This is a genomic window from Rhodococcus coprophilus NBRC 100603 (assembly GCF_001895045.1).
In the GTDB taxonomy this organism is placed as follows: Bacteria; Actinomycetota; Actinomycetes; order Mycobacteriales; family Mycobacteriaceae; genus Rhodococcus; species Rhodococcus coprophilus.
In genome coordinates, this window is record NZ_BDAM01000005.1 from 240,109 (window position 1) to 257,389 (window position 17,281).

The window sequence follows — 17,281 nt, forward strand, 5'->3', positions numbered from 1 at the left end:
GGTGATCGCGCAGGGGGTCAGACGAAGTCTCGCGAACGGGTCCGCCACCAGCCGAGCCCGCAGATCAGCACGGTCCAGAAGATGAGGACGAGCGGCGCGAGCGGCCACCGCACGGCCAGTTCGACGTCGTCGGGCATCTCCACCACCGAGAACAGCGTGTACCAGGTGACCTGCCCGGGCAGGTACTGCGCGACCGTGCCGAGCCCGACCCCGTGCAGGACCAGCGACACGACGAGTTCTCCGAACGGGATCCAGGCGCAGATCGCGAGGACACTTCCCGTCATCGACCCGGTCAGTAGTCCCAGACCGGCGCCGATCAGGGCCCACAGGGCGGCGCAGAGCAGACCGGTGGCGAGGACCGCACCCACGGTTCCGAAGTCGGCACCGCTGAAGCCGCCACCGAACATCAGGATGGTCAGAGCGGAGACGACCTCCGCGACGAGGCAGTACGCCAAGCCGAAGATCGTGGCGACCACCAGTTTCGTCGCCAGGACCCGGTCGCGTCCCCGGGTGGTGAGGAACGTTGCGATAACGGTGCGGTACTGGAATTCGCTGCCGGTGTTGACGACTCCGAACAACGCGGAGAACAGGAACACCAGGGCCAGGGCCAGCGAGATTCCGACCGCGGCTGCGGCCGCTTCTGCGAAGTCCTCCCCGAGGACGTCCTCGAGTTGCCGCATCACCGGCAAGGTCAAGGCTCCGCAGAACAGGCCGACGAGCAGCGGAGCGATGCCGAGAATCCACCAGTAACGCAAGCTCAGCACCTTGCGGAACTCGGCGGTCAGGAGCGCGGTCATGCTGAGGGCCCTTCGGATCCGGTCGACTGTTGCTGCGGCGGGCCGTAGTACGGCTGCGGGGGGTACTGCTGCTGTTGCGGCCCGGTGTATTGCCGGGGTCCCGCCTGTTGCTGCTGGGGCCCTGGGTACTGCTGGGGTCCTGGGTACTGCTGGGTTCCTGGGTACTGCTGGGTTCCTGGGTACTGCTGGGTTCCTGGGTACGGCTGGGGTCCCGGGTACGGCTGGGGTCCCGGGTACTGCTGGGGGCCGGGATACGGCTGGGCTCCCGCGTAGTGCGGCTGGGGCGGATACTGCCCGGGCGGCTGCCCGCCCGGACCCCAGCCAGGACCGCTCCAAGGACCACCGGGCCCGGGCGGTGCGGCCGCGTAGCGACCCGCGGTCATCGACAGGTACACCTGCTCGAGGTCGACGCTTTCGACGGTCGTGCCGAAGAGTGTGACGCCACTGTCCGCCGCTACCGCGCTGATCCCCTCCGCGTCCACGCCCACGACGGCCAGGCGACCGTCGGCCTGCACCTGCGCATCGGTGTGTCCTGCCGCGGCGAGGGCCGTGGCGAGCCGGGCCGGATCCGACGCTGCCACCAGCACCCGTGGCCGGTACGCCGCACGCAGCTCTTCCATGCTGTTCGCGGCGACCAGTCTTCCGTCGCTGATGATTACCAGGTGATCGGCCATCTGCTCGACCTCGCGCAGGATGTGGCTCGAGATCAGGACGGTCCCGCCGTTGCGGGCGTAGGCGACGAGGAAGTCGCGTAGCCACGCCATGCCTTCGGGGTCGAGACCGTTGGCAGGTTCGTCGAGCACCAGATAACGGGGCTGGCCCAGCAGGGCTGTCGCGAGCGCGAGACGCTGCCTCATACCCAGGGAGAACTCGCCGATGCGGCGCTTCGCGGCCGGCGTCAGTCCGACGAGGTCGAGCATCTGGGCAGCGCGGGTATCCGGAACCCCGATCGCTGCGCAGTACACGCGAAGATGCGTCGTCGCCGTGTGTTTCGGGTGCGCGCTGCGTGCGTCGAGCACCGCACCCACGACTTGTGCCGGGTGTTCCAGGTCGGTGAACCGCACACCGTCGACGTAGGAGACGCCGGAGGTCGGGCGGATGAGACCGAGGACCATGCCCAGTGTGGTCGTCTTGCCGGAACCGTTGGGGCCGAGGAAAGCGGTGATCGAACCGGGCGGAACCGTGAAACTCAGGTCGGTCACCGCGGTGTGGGTCCCGAACGTCTTGGTCAGTCCCTGCACGACGATCCCTGCGGGCTGCTGCCCACCGAATCCGGCACCGCCGTACGGCGTGTGCGCTGACGGTGTTGTCACCGGCGGCGACCCCCTTCGTCTCGGTCCCGCGGCACCGCGCCACGAGCCTTCGTGAGCTTACGTGCAGGACCGCGGCGGATCAGTGTCTCGGTTTCACTCGAGAAACGGCAGGACCGCGGCGAGGAACTCACTCGGCGCATCGAGTTGGGGACAGTGCCCCGCATCGGGGATCACCACGACGCGTCGCTTGCTGCCGACCGCGACACGGCGCGCGGCGTGAGCCGGAGTGAGCCGATCGTGCGCGCCCCAGATCAGCAACGCCGGCATGTCCAGAGCGTGCACCATTGCGGGAATCGGCAGGCGGCCCAGTTCTCCGATGGCCCTGCGGCCCACGGCAAGCATGGTGTCGATCTGCTTCCGCGTCGCGAAATTGGCGCTGAAGGCCGCCCGCACCGCACTGTCCATGCGCTCCGGGCGGTGCATCGCGGCCCTGGCGTAGAGGGCGCCGATCGCGCGCTGCATCACCGGCGCCGGAACGGGGAGAGCCAGTGCGCGAGAGATCGCGGTCGGCACCTGGGCTCCCCGCGTCCACAGCCGGGGGATTCCCGTCATGCCGGGCATGTCCGCGAGCACCACCCGATCCACGCGCGACGGATGGGTCGACGCGAACAACAGCGACGTGACGGCGCCGAGGGAATTGCCGACGAACGACACCGGTTCGGGGATATCGGCGAGGAGGTCGTCGAGTACGTCCACGTAGTGATCGAGCACCGGTGCCGTCCAGTGGTGCGAGCTGCGCCCGAACCCCGGAAGATCCACCACCAGGATGCGGTGTTGCTCGGCGAGCGCAGGTTCGACCTTGCACCAGGTCCCCCCGTGATCGGAGAACCCGTGCAACAGCACCACGGTGCGCGGCCCCGAGCCGATTTCGCGGACGTACAACGAGGGAGTCTCCACTGTCAGGCCGCCGGGGGTACCGTCCGGAGTTCGGACCATGTCGTGGGCGGCGGGCCGAAGGCGTCCCGTGCGTTTGCGATGGTTCGTTTTCCGATCGCACGATTGCCCGCGCCGCCGATCGCCGCACCGATTCCCGCGGGGACGAGCTTGCCCAGGACCAGTGCACTCCGCTTGGCGAAGTACTTACGAACGAATCGCTTCACGAGCGAGTTGTTCACCAGCTTGAGCTGCTTGTTGTCGATCTGGCCGGTGAGGGCCTTCGGCCAGTTCTTCAGCGAGGTGCCGGTGGCTGCGGCGACGATCTCCTTGCCGGCGTCGCCGAGTGCGACGGCCAGCACCAGTGCGCGGCGTTGTTGGTGGTCGTGGGGTTCGATGCCGTGAACCGCAGCGATCGCGAGGGTCAGGAGCGCCGACGCTTCCAGGAAGAAGATTGCTTCCGCGCCCACCGCGCCGATCGCCGCGACGGTTCCCACGCCGGGGAACGCGGCGGTCGCACCCACGGCGGAGCCGCTGCCCGTGACTCCGAGAAGGAACTGCTTCTCCAGACGCGTGACGATCTGCGCGGGGGATTCGTCCGGATGCGCGCGACGCAGGAGATCGACGTACTTCGCCACCGCGGGTCCCTGCAGCCTGCTGCCGTTGTCGAGCACTCTGACGAGCAACTTCTCGGCCGGCCCCGTCGTGTCCTTCATTCGGCTTCTGTCCTCTTTTCTGCGGGAGCTGTCTACGCTTGAGTGCGTGACCAGCTCGCTTGGTGCAGTCGGGGTTTCCGAAGGCGCTCGGCAGTGGCCGGAGCCGCTGCTGAGACCGTTCGTGCGTCGTTACGAAGGATATCGGCTCGCCGGCTTCCCTCCCGGGATCCATCGCGGAATGCCGTCACCCGATGTCACAGTAATCATCACTTTCGGTGAGCCGGTCGCCCTGATCCACACCGAGGGGCGTCCGCCGGACAGATTCGACGCGCTCGCCAGCGGTTTGTCGTCCGAACCCGTGATCATCGCGCACACCGGATTTCAGCACGGAATCCAGTTGTCGCTCACGCCCTCGGGTGCACGGGCGCTGCTCGGCGTACCCGCATCCGCCCTGGGCTCGTGGGCTGTCGATCTCGAGGACGTGCTCGGCGTGGATTACCGGGAACTGAGCGACGGTCTCGATGCCGCGCCGACCTGGCCGGAGCGATTCGCCATCCTCGACCGTGTTCTGGCAAGGCGCCTCGTCATGAGCGGGGACGTGGAAATCGAAAGCAGGCTCTCTCACGCGTGGCGGATGCTGGTGTCCGAACCCGGGCATCCGGTGCGGGCCGTGGCCGACGAACTCGGCTGGAGCCGAAGGCATCTCACCGGACGGTTCGTGGCGGAATTCGGACTCGCGCCGAAAGAGGTCGCGCGGGTCGCGCGTTTCCACCGCTCACGAACCCTGTTGCGTACGGCGGGCCCGCACCGCCTCGCCGACGTCGCGGCCTTGTGCGGGTACTACGACCAGGCGCATATGGCCCGGGACTGGCGCGACCTCGCGGGTGTACCGCCGTCGCGCTGGCTGGCCGAAGAAGTGTTCCCAATCGTCCAAGACGATTGAGTGCGCGCACGCGGAGACTTTGCTCCATGACAAACACATCGGAAACCACAGCAACTCGGACAACCACCGGAAGCGACTCCCTCGGACAGGCCCCAGGCGTGTGGCCGTGCCTGATCTACAGCGACGCCCGCGCGGCGATCCGCTTCCTCGTCGACACCCTCGGATTCTCCGAGAGTGCCGTGTACGGGGAAGGTGAACGGGTCGATCATGCGGAACTGGCCTGGCCGTACGGCGGCGGACTCATGCTCGGGTCCTCCAAACCGGACAGCCCGCTGCGACAGAAGCAAGCCGACGACGGCTCGGTGTATCTCGTGGTGCCCGAGGACTCCGTCGCCGACGACCTGTACCGCAAGGTCGTCGACGCCGGGGCGACCATCACCGTCGAACTACGCGACGAGGATTACGGGTCTCACGGGTTCACCTGCCGCGATCCGCACGGGGTGTTCTTCAGCATCGGCACCTACCGCGGTCACGGTTACGCCGGCTGACGGAGCGGCGTGTGGCCGGGAGGCACGATCTCGGCCGCACGCGGCGGCGGCGGTGGCGTGCCGTCGCCGAAGGGCCGCCCGCCCAGCATTTCCCTGCCGTGCGGGCTCAGCCAGTTCGACAGGTCGGGGCCCTTCGGCACGATCCGGCTGGGATTCACGTCGGTGTGCACCAGGTAGTAGTGCTGCTTGATCTGCACGAAGTCGACGGTGTCGCCGAAACCGGGCGTCTGGAACAGGTCCCGGGCGTAACCCCACAGCGCCGGGAACGCCGTGAGCGGATTCCGGTTGCACTTGAAATGGCCGTGGTAGACCGGGTCGAAGCGAACGAGCGTGGTGAACAGCCGGACGTCGGCCTCGGTGATCGAGTCCCCCACGAGATAACGGCGGGTACCCAACCGTTCCTCGAGCTGATCGAGACGCGCGAACAACCGGTCGAACGACTGGTCGTACGACGCCTGCGAGCCTGCGAACCCGCATCGGTACACGCCGTTGTTCACATCTCGGTACACCGCTTCGGCCACTTCGTCGATTTCGCCGCGCAGCTTCTCCGGATACAGGTCGGGTGCTCCCGGGCGGTGGTAATCCGTCCACTCGGTGGAGAAGTCCAGCGTCATCTGCGCGTAGTCGTTGGTGACGACCGCGCCGGTCGGGATGTCGACGATCGCGGGAACGGTGATGCCCCGGTCGTATCCGGGATACCGGGCAAAAAACGCGTCCTGCAGCCGCGGGATCTGGAGGACAGGGTCGACGCCGCCCGGGTCGAGATCGAAGGTCCAGCTCCGCTCGTCGTGGGTGGGCCCGCACAACCCGAGCGACAATGCGTCTTCGAGCCCCAGAAGCCGCCGCACGATCATGGTGCGGTTCGCCCACGGGCAGGCCCGCGCCGCCACGAGCCGGTAGCGCCCTGCCTCGACGGGGTAACCGTCGCGGCCGTCGGCGGTGATGCGGGTGTCGATGTACCGGGTGTCACGGGTGAAGCCCGAACCGGGCTCGACGTAGGTGCCGCCGGTCTTGTTCTCTGATCCGGGGTGGTCGGTCACGGGTGCACCTTCGCTTCTGTTTCGGGCCGGCACCGGGTCACGGGCCGGCGGGGAGTCGCACGGTCATCTGGGTTCCCCATTCGGTGTACCCCGACACCGCGGCGAGCCCGCGAGCGGCGAGATTGTCGCGGCGCACGCGCGACATGGGAATCAGCCCCGCGTCGAGCGCGTCGTGCGTCGCAAGTGTCGTCACCGTGGCGGCGAGACCCAGCCGCCGATGCTCGGGTGTGGAGATCACTCGCACATCCGCGAGCAGCGAATGCAACTCGCGGTAACCGGCTCCGGCCAGCGGGTGGCGATCGGGTCCGAGCAGGACGAACGAGCGTGCCGGCTGTGCGAGGGACAGGTCGGTTTCTGTGACGTCGTCGGGCGGGCAGTGCCGCAACAACTCGGCGAGGTCCTCGGTCTCGTGGGAGATCAGCGGATCGCGTACGCGAGTCGCGTCGACCCAGTCGGCACACAACCCCAGCTTCTCGATGCGGACCGCGTGCCCGCCGGTCACGCTGCCTATCGACGATTCGTCGATGTGCTCGGGTGGGAGGCCGGCGATCGCCGACACCGCCATTTCGGGCCCCACAACCGCCACGGCGTCCCCCACACGCAGGATGCGAAGGGTCCGGGTCGTCGCGTCCACGCGCCACACCAGGCCCGGGGTGGTGAGTGCGTCGTCGGCAAGTCCGAGCGCACGGCACCATGCCAGTGTCGCGATGCTCGAGAGGTGCGGGTCCACCGGGCTACCGTAGACCTTCGAGGAGCGGAGGGGTTTTCGTGAGCGGTGTTACCGAGGGGTCCGCAGCGCCACCGGAGGAGGCGACCGGCGGCCAGTGGGCAGCGTTGGCCGCGTTGTGCCTGGGGTTCTTCATGATCCTTGTCGACAGCACCATCGTTGCGGTCGCGAACCCGGCGATCATGCACGCGTTCGACACCGACATAGACAGCGTCGTCTGGGTGACGAGCGCCTATCTGCTCGCCTACGCGGTGCCCTTGCTGGTCAGCGGTCGCATGGGCGATCGGGTCGGGCCCAGACGGATGTACTTGATCGGCCTGGTCGTCTTCACCGGTGCGTCGTTGTGGTGCGGCATGTCGTCGACGGTCGAGATGCTCATCGTGGCGCGGGTCTTCCAGGGATTCGGCGCGGCGATGATGTCGCCGCAGACGATGACCGTGATAACGCGGATCTTCCCCCCGGATCGGCGGGGCAGCGCGATGGGGCTGTGGGGTGCGGTCGCGGGGATCGCGACGCTGGCCGGTCCGCTCGCCGGTGGTGTCCTGGTCGACACCCTCGGCTGGGAATGGATCTTCTTCGTGAACGTGCCCGTCGGCGTCGTGGCCTTCCTTCTGGCAGTCCGGTATGTCCCCGTTCTTCCCACCCACGCTCACCGGCTCGATATCACCGGTGTGGTTCTCAGCGGGCTGGGCCTGTTCTGCCTGGTGTTCGGCATCCAGGAAGCCAACTCGTACCACTGGTCCACGCGGGTGTGGTTGCTCATCGGCGCGGGTGTCGTGTTGCTGGTCGCGTTCGTGAGGTATCAAGCGGTCACCCGGGGTGAGCCACTCGTACCCCTGGTCCTGTTCCGCGACCGGAACTTCTGTCTGGCGAACGTGGGGATCGCGTCGATCGGATTCGCGATCACGTCGGTGATGCTGCCGTTCATGTTCTACGCGCAAGCGGTCCGGGGACTGAGCCCGACCGGCGCCGCGGTGCTCATGATTCCGATGGCGGTGCTCAGCGGTGTCCTCGCACCGGGGGTGGGTCGCCTCGTGGACCGGGTGCATCCCAGGGTCATCGCGTCCGCCGGGTTCTTCCTCCTGGCTATCGCTTTCGCGTGGCTGGCGCTGGTCATGACTCCGGAGGCTTCAAGCCTGCAGTTGCTGCTACCCATCGGTCTGATGGGCATCGCGAGCGCGGCGATCTGGTCGCCGCTGTCCGCGACGGCCACCAACCACCTGTCACGGGACCTCGCCGGTGCGGGATCGGGCGTCTACAACACGACGCGGCAGATCGGTGCGGTACTCGGGAGCGCGGCACTGGGATCGCTGATGGCCGCACGATTGTCGGCGAACGGGCTGGGCAGCGGTGGATCCTCCGGAACGGATGCCGTCGAACTACCGATTTTCCTGCGCGAACAATTCGCCACCGCGATGTCGCAGTCCATGTGGCTGCCGATGTCGGTTCTGCTGGTCGGCCTTGTTGCGTCGCTGGCGTTCGAACGTCCGCGAAGCCAGATCAGAAGCCGCGAGGCCGCCCGCGCGAGGGCCTCGGAAAGCGCTGCACTCTGACCCGCGGAGGCGTTCTTCGCTGCTTTGTCGTTCACGCCCCCCGAGTGTGACGCACGCCATATAGTTTCAACCACGCACAGCCGTGGGAGGTGGCATGTCATTGGCGGTGGTGGAGATTCCCGCTGGGGCCGGGTGGTTGAGGGACGAGCGTGTCACGCGCCGGTCCGGCGGCATCCTGCAGTACGAAGGACTGGAGCCGTGCCTGGCAGAACTTCTCGATCGCAGTGCGCTTCGATTCTCGAACAATGTTGCAGCCATTGATCGTTCGGGCCGCACCGTGACCTATCGCGAGTTGTGGGCGGCCGCGGCGCGGGTGGCGGGAGGACTGCTCGACCAAGGTGTCGGACCGGCCGATCGTGTCGTCGTGCACTACTGCAACGGTTTCGAGTGGCTGAGAGGCTTTCTCGGCGTCGTCCTGGCCGGTGCCGTTCCCGTTCTGCCCGATCCGACGTGCAGCGATACCGAACTGGACTGGATCGTCTCCGACAGCGGTGCCGTGCTCTGCCTGCAGGACACCCTGCCCGACGGCCTCGCATTCCTCGACGGCGGAGCATCGCCCGACGAACTCGCCCTGCTGTACTACGTGCGCAGGTGGGGTGGCGGCATGCACGGCGTCGAACTGACCAACACCAACGTGCTCTCGACCATCGAAGCCGTCGCGCACGCGATGAACCTGGCGGGCGAGAGCGCTCGCACGGTCATCACCGCGCCACTGTCGACGGCGGTGGGATGCAGTGTGCAGTTGCTGCCCACCCTGGCGTTCGGCGGCACGGTCGTCGCGTCGGGATCGCGCGGTATCAGGGTGCCGTGGCGGCATCCGCGCGCGTCCTTCCCGTCCGCGCATTGCGTCCGCGGATGGGGTGTGGCCGAGACCGGCGGAATCGGACTGTTGTTGCCGTCGGAGTGCCGGAAACAGCATCCGCGCAGCGTGGGGGTCCCGTTCGGTGGAATCGAGGTCGCGCTGCTGGGGCCGGGTGCGGAAACCGGCGTCGGTGAGTTGCTGTGCAGAGGCCCCAGTGTCGCGAGGCGCTACTGGAACGATCCGGTGGCAACGGCCGACACGTTCTCCGATGCGGGCTGGTTCCGCACCGGCGACCAGGTCTACATCGACGACGACGGGTTCGTGTACCCGGTGGCAGTGCGAGTGGGCTGACCGGGACGAAGGAACTGCCACACGAGCGGAGGTCGGGTATACACCCGGTAGCCGAATTCTCCGGCCGGAGAGCGGCAACGACCCGGAAACCCCACAACAGCAAGGATGTGTTCATGTCCGACGAAGTTCTGCTCGAGCGTCGTGGCCGAGTCCTCGTCATCACCATCAACCGGCCCGACGCGCGCAACGCTGTCAACGCGGGGGTCAGCCGGGGGCTCGCCGACGCGGTCGACACCCTCGACGAGGACGCCGGATTGTCGGTCGGTGTGCTGACCGGTGCCGGCGGGAACTTCTGCGCGGGAATGGACCTCAAAGCCTTCGTCGCGGGCGAGAACGTCGCGATCCCCGGCAAGGGACTCGGCTTCACCGAGGCTCCGCCCCGCAAGCCGCTCATTGCCGCCGTCGAAGGCTTCGCGCTTGCCGGCGGCACCGAACTGGTCCTCTCGGCCGACCTGGTGGTCGCGGCCAAGAACGCCAAATTCGGTATTCCCGAGGTCAAGCGGGGTCTGGTCGCTGCGGGTGGCGGACTTCTGCGCCTGCCGTCCCGTATTCCGTACCAGAAGGCGATGGAACTGGCACTGACCGGCGACTCCTTCACCGCGGAGGAAGCCCACGGATTCGGCTTCGTCAACACGCTGACCGAGCCCGGCGAAGCGCTCGAGAGCGCGCTGGCACTCGCCGAACGCATCACTGCGAACGGTCCGCTCGCAGTGGCGGTGACCAAGGAGATCATCTCGAAGTCGGTGGACTGGTCGTCGGACGAGGCATTCGCGAAGCAGATGGAACTGGCCGGACCGGTGTTCGTGTCCGAGGACGCGCGCGAGGGTGCGACCGCGTTCGCGGAGAAGCGAGCACCCGTATGGCAGGGCCGTTAGGAGGCGAGGAACATGACACCACGCGGTGATTCCGGCGAGGTGGGAGCCTCCGCCTCGCCGGAACACGGCTTGGCGGAGTTGCATGTGCACATCGAGGGCACACTCGAGCCGGAACTGATTCTCGAACTGGCCGAACGCAACAACATCGATTTCCCCCACAGCGATCTCGACGAACTCCGCGCCAGGTACGAGTTCACCGAACTGCAGTCGTTTCTCGACCTGTACTACGCGAACATGGACGTGCTGCGCACCGCGGAGGACTTCTCCGACCTCGCTCGCGCCTATCTCGCGCGCGCCGCCCGCGCCGGGGTCACCCGCGCCGAGTTCTTCTTCGATCCGCAGGCACATGTGGTGCGTGGGGTTCCGCTCACGGAAGTGGTGGAGGGGCTTTCCGATGCGGTCGCCGCCGCACACCGCGAGTTCGGTGTGGACGCGGCGATGATCGCATCGATCGTCCGCGACCATCCGGTGCCGGACGCCCACGAGATTCTCGGCGAACTGCTGCGCCTGCAGGCGCCGATCATCGGGCTCGGCCTCGATTCGGCGGAAGTGGGGTACCCACCGTCGCTCTTCGAGGACGTTTTCGCGCGTGCCCGCGCCGAAGGTCTGCGCATCACGGCGCATGCCGGCGAGGAAGGGCCTCCGGAATACGTGTGGCAGGCCCTCGATCTCCTCGGTGCCGAACGCATCGATCACGGTATCCGGTCGCTGGAAGATCCTGCCCTCGTCGCGCGACTCGTCGACGAGCAGATCCCCCTCACCGCGTGCCCGTTGTCGAATGTGCGCCTGCGCGTAGTCGATTCGCTTGCCGTCCACCCGTTGCGCCGAATGCTCGATGCGGGCCTGGCGGTGTGCGTGAACTCCGACGACCCGGCCTACTTCGGTGGCTACGTCGACGACGTGTTCGCCGCCCTGCACGACCAGCTGGGACTGACCGTCGATGAGCGCAACACCCTGGCGCGCAACTCGATTCGAGCAGCGTTCACCTGAGGGCAGGACGGTTCATACGCCGAGTACCCGATCGAGATACGGATTGGCGAACATCCGTCCCGGGTCCACCCGATCGCGCACGGCCAGGAAATCGTCGAACCGAGGGTACGTCGGCCGCAGGTCGTCGGCGGTGCGTTCGTGCAGTTTTCCCCAATGCGGGCGGCCGTCGACGGCACGCATGATCTGCTCGACCGCCTCGAAGTACGCGCGATGCTCGCGCCGGTGATATTGGTGCACGGCGACGTAGGCCGTTTCCCGTCCGTACGCGGTGGACATCCAGACGTCGTCCGGTGCTGCGAAGCGGACCTCGACGGGAAAGCCGATCCGAGTGTCGCTTTCCCGGAGCCAGGTCTCGATCTCGCGGATCACTGCCGGCAGGGTTTCGGCGGGAACGGCATATTCCATTTCACGGAACCGGACCCGGCGATTGGATGCGAACACCCGGTAACTGCGATCGACGAACGTGCGGGCCGACAGGGCGCGTGACGCCACCCGGTTGAGAGGGGGGATCGCGGCGGGGGCGCGGGTGCCGACCTGCTGAAAGGCCGAGAACAGGCCGTTGGAGAGGAGTTCGTCGTCGACCAGGCCTCTGATCCGTCCCACCGGCTGGACCGGTGCGGGCCCGTCGAGCCTGGTGTTGTGCTTGGTCAGCACTCCGTCGGTGTGGGGGAACCAGTAGAACTCGAAGTGGTCGACGCCGGTGCGCACCGATTCGACGTCGGCGAGGGTTTCGCTCAACGACGCCGGCGCTTCGTGCGCGCGCAGACGGAACGCCGGTACGCACTCGAGGGTGAGGGTGGCGAGGACACCCAGTGCGCCGAGGCCGAGCCGGGCAGCTTCGAACAGTGCCGGGTCGTGCTCGGGTGAGCATTCGGCGACGCTTCCGTCGGCGAGCACCATCGTCAACGCCCGGACGGACGCCGCGAGTCCGGTGAATTGTGTTCCCGTGCCGTGTGTTCCGGTCGAGACGGCACCTGCGATCGACTGGACGTCGATGTCGCCGAGGTTGGGCAGTGCCAGGCCCATCGCCCACAGTAGAGCGCTCAACTCGCGCAGGCGGGTGCCCGCGTAGACGGTCACGAGAGCGCCGGTGGGTGTCGGCTCCGCCGAGAGGATCCCGGACATCTCGTCGAGCGAGATCATCGTGCCGTCGGTGACGGCGACACCTGTGAACGAATGGCCCGCGCCCACCGCCTTGACGCGGTCACCGCGCCGCGCGGCACCGGCAACGACGGCGACGAGGTCGTCGACGGTGCTCGGGGTGTCGAAGCGGCGAGGTGAGGCCGCTTCGGTTCGCGCCCAGTTGTGCCATGTCGACATGAGAACCATCATGATCCTGGACGACCGTCCAGGTCAATAGCGCCACCGGACGGGCGCCGCGTTCTACGATCGAATCATGCTGAATCGGTTGCCCGCGGACGAACGGCGGGCGCAACTCGTCGAGTCCGCGCTCGCGCTGGCCGAGCGCGGAGGAGTCGGTGCGGTGACCGTTCGTGCCGTCGCCGAGCACGCGGGCGTTTCGCTCGGCGTCGTGCACTACTGCTTCGACAGCAAGGAAGCGCTCGTCGTGGCCATGGCGGAAACGCTCATCGACCAGCTCGGCGAGGCCATGAACGCCGCCTTCGACCTTCCCGACGACGGGCCCGACACGCAGGGCCTGATCGGGCTCCGGCAACTGCTCCATGCGGGTCTCACCGCGATGTGGCCTGCTCTCGAGTTCACGGCGGGACGCCAGTTGCTCACCTACGAGATCACCGCGTACTCGTTGCGGCACCGCGGCGCGGCCTCCGCGTCGAACGGCGTGGACGGTCAGGTCGCGAGCGGCGACATCGCAACGCTCCAATATCAGCGGATGGACGAGCACGCGAGCGGTTTCCTGGTGGCGTGTGCCGAACGCTCCGCCACGGAGTGGATCGAACCTGTCTCGAGTCTCGCGAGACTGGCGCTGGCGCTGCTCGACGGACTCGTGCTGCGATGGCTCGTCGACCAGGACAACGACGCGGTGGTGATCGAACTCGACAATCTGGCGGGGATCATCGCCTCGCGCGCCGCAGAACGGCCCTGACCGACCCACCTACGTTCCCGATCGCCAACCGGATGGGATGTGCCTTGCTCAACGCTGCTCTCGACCGACTCGCCGCCGCCACCGCCGAACTCGATCCGCCGTTCGCCGCAGTCGATCTGCAGACCCTGCGCGGGAACGCGCAGGATCTTCTCCGGCGCGCGGGCGGCACACCCGTCCGCGTCGCGAGCAAGTCGGTGCGGTGCCGCACGATCCTCGAAGAGGTTCTCGGGTCGACACTGACCGCCCGCGACGGATTCCGCGGGATCATGGCGTATTCCTTGCGCGAGGCCCTGTGGCTGGTCGAGCAAGGCGCACGCGACGTGCTGCTCGGCTACCCCACGGTCGACCGCGGTGCACTCGCCGAGTTGGGGGCCCGCCCCACCGCGCTCGAATCCGTCACCTTGATGGTGGATTCCGCCGACCACCTGAGTCTGATACGAAATGCGGTGGGATCCGGGAACATTCGGATCCGGGTGTGCCTGGATGTGGACGCCTCCCTGCGTGTCGGGAGGGTACATCTGGGTGTGCGACGTTCACCGTTGCGCACCCCGGATCAGGTGGCCACGCTGGCACGCAGCGCCGAGTCCGCCGGCTTCGCCGTGGTCGGCGTGATGTTCTACGAAGCCCAGATCGCCGGTCTCCCCGATTCGTCCGCGCCGGTGCGCTGGGTCAAGCGGGTGTCCGCGGCCGAACTCGCGACCCGGCGGGGCGAGGTGGTCGACGCGGTGCGATCGGTGACCGGTGGTCTGGAGATCGTCAACAGCGGCGGAACCGGTTCTCTGGAAGTGAGTTCCGCCGATCCGGTCGTCACCGAGGTCACCGCCGGATCCGGTCTCTACATGCCCACGCTGTTCGACGGTTACCGTGCTTTCACCGCTCACCCGTCGATCTTCTTTGCGCTGCCCGCAGTACGGAAGCCCTCGGCGACGATCACGACCCTGTTCGGCGGCGGCTACATCGCGTCGGGACCGGCGTCGGCGTCACGGGTTCCTCGTCCGGTGCGGCCTGCCGGACTGAAGTTGCTGCGCAACGAGGGTACGGGGGAAGTACAGACGCCGGTCGCGGGCCGCGCCGCCGGCGGCATCCCGATCGGCGGCAGGGTCTGGTTCCGGCATGCGAAGGCCGGTGAACTGTGTGAACGATTCGACCGGTTGTATGTCGTGGACGGCGACACCCGCGTGGAGGTCCCCACTTACCGCGGCGAGGGTCATTGCTGGTGACCCGGATGGGAGAATGCGCGACATGCCGTTCTTCCCGGGAATCGCCGGACGAATCCACTGGCGACACTGGCCGGTCGACGAGCCGCACGCGGGCGTGGTCTTCGCCCACGGGATGGGCCAGCACACCGGCCATTACCACCGGTTCGCCCGAGGATTGGCGGCGCACGGAGTGGCGATGTGGGGAATCGACCTCGCCGGGCACGGGTTGTCGGAGGGGCCTGCGGGGCAGCCCGGGAAGACCGCCGACCACGCTGCGGACCTCGCGACACTCACGGGCATCGCCGAGACGAGGGGAGTGCCGCTGGTGCTCATGGGGCATTCCCTCGGCGCGGCGGCGTCGCTCACGTTGCTGCGGTCCGATCACGTCCGGTTCCGCGGGGTCGTGTTGTGCGGAACGCCGCAGGGCGCTGCCCTTCCGGAGACCGCGCACCTGCTTACCGCCGGTGGGTCGACCGTGCTCGCCGTGCACGGCGTCGACGACCGGCTGGCACCCGTCGCACCGGTGCGGGCGTGGGCCGGGTCGGTGCCCGCGATGCGGTGGCGCGAGTATGCGGACGCCGGGCACGACCTGCTTCACGAGCCGGTCCACCGCCGGGTGACGGACGACGTCGCCGAGTTCGTCCTCGAGGTCTCCGGAAGCCGGCGGAGGTAGAAACGACTGTGCCCCTCGCCGACTCGGCGAGGGGCACAGTGCGCGGGACTACGCGGAGGGGCCGATCAGTTGTAGATCGAGGCGATCTCCGATTCGTGCTTCGCGTGGATGATGTTCCGCTTCAGCTTGAGCGTGGGCGTCAATTCGCCTGTCTCGATGCTGAAGTCGGTATCGAGGATCTGGTACTTCTTGATCGCTTCGGCCTTGGACACCTTCTTGTTGGTGTCGGCGACGGCCGAGTCGATCTCGGCGATCAGGTCCGCGTTCTTGATCAGGTCGGAGACGGGAGTGCCGGCGGGCAGGTCGTGGCGCTCGAGCCAGCCCGGGAGCGAGTCCTGATCGATCGTGATCAGCGCACCGATGAACGGCTTCGAGTCGCCGACGACGAGCACCTGGCTGATCAGCGGATGCGCGCGCAGCGAATCCTCGAGGATCGCCGGGGCGACGTTCTTGCCGCCCGCGGTGACGATGAGTTCCTTCTTGCGACCCGTGATCGACACGAAACCGTTCTCGTCGATCGCTCCGATGTCGCCGGTGTGGAACCAGCCCTCGCGGATCGCGTCCTTGGTGGCTTCGTCGTTCTGCCAGTAACCCTCGAACACCTGCGGGCCCTTGAGCAGAAGCTCGCCGTCTTCGGCGATCTTCGCGGCACAGCCGTCGAACGGCTTGCCGACGCTGCCGATCTTCTGGGCGGCGGGGGTGTTCATGATGATGCCGCCCGTGGTCTCGGTCAGCCCGTAGCCCTCGAGCACGTTGACGCCGACTCCGCGGAAGAAGTGACCGAGACGTGCGCCGAGTGCGGCACCACCGGCGACCGCCATGGTCGCCTTGCCGCCGAGAGCGGCACGCAGCTTGCCGTAGACGAGGCGGTCGAAGACCGCATGCTTGATCTTCAGGCCCAGACCCGGGCCACCGGTCTCGAGCGCCTGGCTGTACTGGATCGCGACGTCGGAGGCCTTCTCGAAGATCTTGCCCTTGCCGCCGTCGTAGGCCTTCTGCTTGGCCGAGTTGTAGACCTTCTCGAAGACCCGGGGCACCGACAGAATGAAGTCGGGCTGGAATTCGGCGAACTTGTCGAGGAGTGTCGTCAGGTCCGAGGTGTGCGCGACCGTCACCCGGCTGTCGAAGGCCGAGAACGAGATCAGGCGCGCGAACACGTGGGCGAGCGGCAGGAAGAGCAGCGTGCGACGGCCCGCCTGCATGCTCTCGGGCAGGGCGATGGCGCAGGCGGTCGCCTCGGCGTAGAGGTGACGATGCTTGAGCAGCACACCCTTGGGCCGTCCGGTCGTGCCCGAGGTGTAGATCAACGTGGCGCCGGACTCCGCAACGACCTGCGCGCGGCGTTCCTCGACCTGCTCGTCGGTGACCGCGGTGCCGCGGGCGATGAGCTCGTCCACGGCGCTCTTGCCGCCGGAACCGGGCTCGATCGTGAGCATCTCGCGCAGGGCGGGTGCGGCATCGGCGACCTCGCGGACGACGTCGGCGTACTCGTCCTTCTCGACCACCAGAAGCGACGTGGCGGAGTCCTCGAGAATCCACTTCGACTGGTCGGCGGCGGAGGTCTCGTAGATTGCCACCGTGACGCCGCCCGCGGTCCAGATCGCGTAGTCGAGCAGGACCCATTCGTAGCGGGTCCCCGACAGGATCGCGACACGGTCGCCGAGTTCGATGCCCGAGGCAATCAGACCCTTCGCGACGCTGCGGACCTGGTCGGCGAACTCTCGTGCGGAGACCTTCACCCACTTGCCGTCGACGGGTCGCTCGAACGCCACGAAGTCCGGGGACTCCTTCTCGTGCCGGAACACCGAATCGGCCATCGAGACGTTCTCCGGTATCGAGAACGACTGCGGCACGGCAATCTCACTCACTGTGACCCCTCCATCTTTTTGAACATTCAGTGTGCATTGCATCACAGTTCATTTGAATTCGCATTACC

General features: G+C 67.4%; 17 protein-coding genes. 9 read left to right on the forward strand and 8 right to left on the reverse strand.

The features are described from left to right. Positions 1-17: 17 nt before the first annotated feature. From RDCOP1_RS09870 to RDCOP1_RS09890, 4 genes are all read right to left on the reverse strand, one after another. Entirely contained in the window at positions 18-797 is a 780-nt protein-coding gene (locus RDCOP1_RS09870) for an ABC transporter permease (RefSeq protein WP_072699931.1), read from the reverse strand. Continuing rightward, positions 794-2,110: an ABC transporter ATP-binding protein gene (locus RDCOP1_RS09875; protein ID WP_084722538.1), complete on the reverse strand. Its 1,317-nt coding sequence runs from the start codon at positions 2,108-2,110 to the stop codon at positions 794-796. Before RDCOP1_RS09875 ends, RDCOP1_RS09870 begins: the two co-directional genes overlap by 4 nt. Before the next feature lie 93 nt (positions 2,111-2,203). Continuing rightward, positions 2,204-2,992, reverse strand: a complete 789-nt coding sequence (locus tag RDCOP1_RS09885; protein ID WP_231922978.1) for an alpha/beta fold hydrolase — start codon at positions 2,990-2,992, stop codon at positions 2,204-2,206. A gap of 17 nt (positions 2,993-3,009) precedes the next feature. Further along, positions 3,010-3,699: a hypothetical protein gene (locus RDCOP1_RS09890; RefSeq protein ID WP_072699934.1), complete on the reverse strand. Its 690-nt coding sequence runs from the start codon at positions 3,697-3,699 to the stop codon at positions 3,010-3,012. A 178-nt stretch (positions 3,700-3,877) separates the two neighbouring features. Between RDCOP1_RS09890 and RDCOP1_RS09895 the strand changes: the two genes are divergently transcribed. Together RDCOP1_RS09895 and RDCOP1_RS09900 are read left to right on the forward strand one after the other, a co-directional pair. Further along, complete coding sequence (locus RDCOP1_RS09895; protein WP_084722561.1) at positions 3,878-4,582, forward strand: AraC family transcriptional regulator; 705 nt, start codon at positions 3,878-3,880, stop codon at positions 4,580-4,582. A gap of 26 nt (positions 4,583-4,608) precedes the next feature. Then, on the forward strand, positions 4,609-5,070 hold the full coding sequence (locus RDCOP1_RS09900) for a VOC family protein (protein ID WP_084722539.1): 462 nt from the start codon (positions 4,609-4,611) through the stop codon (positions 5,068-5,070). Here the strand turns inward: RDCOP1_RS09900 and RDCOP1_RS09905 are convergent. Together RDCOP1_RS09905 and RDCOP1_RS09910 are read right to left on the reverse strand one after the other, a co-directional pair. After that, a complete protein-coding gene (locus RDCOP1_RS09905) occupies positions 5,058-6,110 on the reverse strand; it encodes a glutathione S-transferase family protein (RefSeq protein ID WP_072699937.1) in 1,053 nt (350 codons plus the stop codon). The genes RDCOP1_RS09900 and RDCOP1_RS09905 overlap by 13 nt on opposite strands. Before the next feature lie 37 nt (positions 6,111-6,147). Then, positions 6,148-6,840: a GNAT family N-acetyltransferase gene (locus RDCOP1_RS09910; protein ID WP_072699938.1), complete on the reverse strand. Its 693-nt coding sequence runs from the start codon at positions 6,838-6,840 to the stop codon at positions 6,148-6,150. Positions 6,841-6,878: 38 nt separating this feature from the next. Between RDCOP1_RS09910 and RDCOP1_RS09915 the strand changes: the two genes are divergently transcribed. The 4 genes from RDCOP1_RS09915 to RDCOP1_RS09930 all read left to right on the forward strand — a co-directional run bounded on the left by RDCOP1_RS09915 (position 6,879) and on the right by RDCOP1_RS09930 (position 11,408). Beyond that, positions 6,879-8,390, forward strand: a complete 1,512-nt coding sequence (locus RDCOP1_RS09915; RefSeq protein ID WP_072699939.1) for an MFS transporter — start codon at positions 6,879-6,881, stop codon at positions 8,388-8,390. 94 nt (positions 8,391-8,484) lie between these two features. Then, positions 8,485-9,543 carry a class I adenylate-forming enzyme family protein gene (locus RDCOP1_RS09920; protein WP_072699941.1) on the forward strand — a complete coding sequence of 353 codons (1,059 nt, stop codon included), beginning with the start codon at positions 8,485-8,487 and terminating at the stop codon, positions 9,541-9,543. Positions 9,544-9,656: 113 nt separating this feature from the next. Beyond that, positions 9,657-10,418: a crotonase/enoyl-CoA hydratase family protein gene (locus RDCOP1_RS09925; RefSeq protein WP_072700408.1), complete on the forward strand. Its 762-nt coding sequence runs from the start codon at positions 9,657-9,659 to the stop codon at positions 10,416-10,418. A gap of 12 nt (positions 10,419-10,430) precedes the next feature. Then, complete coding sequence (locus RDCOP1_RS09930) at positions 10,431-11,408, forward strand: adenosine deaminase (RefSeq protein ID WP_072699943.1); 978 nt, start codon at positions 10,431-10,433, stop codon at positions 11,406-11,408. A 12-nt stretch (positions 11,409-11,420) separates the two neighbouring features. Here the strand turns inward: RDCOP1_RS09930 and RDCOP1_RS09935 are convergent, their stop codons facing one another. Continuing rightward, positions 11,421-12,728: a D-arabinono-1,4-lactone oxidase gene (locus RDCOP1_RS09935; protein WP_072700409.1), complete on the reverse strand. Its 1,308-nt coding sequence runs from the start codon at positions 12,726-12,728 to the stop codon at positions 11,421-11,423. Positions 12,729-12,804: 76 nt separating this feature from the next. On the opposite strand from RDCOP1_RS09935, the gene RDCOP1_RS09940 reads away from it, so the two are divergent. From RDCOP1_RS09940 to RDCOP1_RS09950, 3 genes are read left to right on the forward strand one after another with little or no spacing between them, the layout of a single operon-like run. Further along, a complete protein-coding gene (locus RDCOP1_RS09940) occupies positions 12,805-13,473 on the forward strand; it encodes a TetR/AcrR family transcriptional regulator (protein ID WP_072699945.1) in 669 nt (222 codons plus the stop codon). A gap of 32 nt (positions 13,474-13,505) precedes the next feature. Further along, positions 13,506-14,693: an amino acid deaminase/aldolase gene (locus tag RDCOP1_RS09945; protein WP_072699947.1), complete on the forward strand. Its 1,188-nt coding sequence runs from the start codon at positions 13,506-13,508 to the stop codon at positions 14,691-14,693. Between the two features lie 22 nt (positions 14,694-14,715). Further along, the gene (locus RDCOP1_RS09950; RefSeq protein ID WP_072700411.1) at positions 14,716-15,345 is read left to right on the forward strand and encodes an alpha/beta hydrolase; all 630 of its coding nucleotides are present in this window, start codon (positions 14,716-14,718) and stop codon (positions 15,343-15,345) included. Positions 15,346-15,410: 65 nt separating this feature from the next. Here RDCOP1_RS09950 and RDCOP1_RS09955 read toward each other — a convergent pair whose 3' ends face one another. Then, positions 15,411-17,213, reverse strand: coding sequence for an AMP-dependent synthetase/ligase (locus RDCOP1_RS09955; protein WP_072699949.1), 1,803 nt, complete (start codon positions 17,211-17,213; stop codon positions 15,411-15,413). Positions 17,214-17,281: the final 68 nt, after the last annotated feature.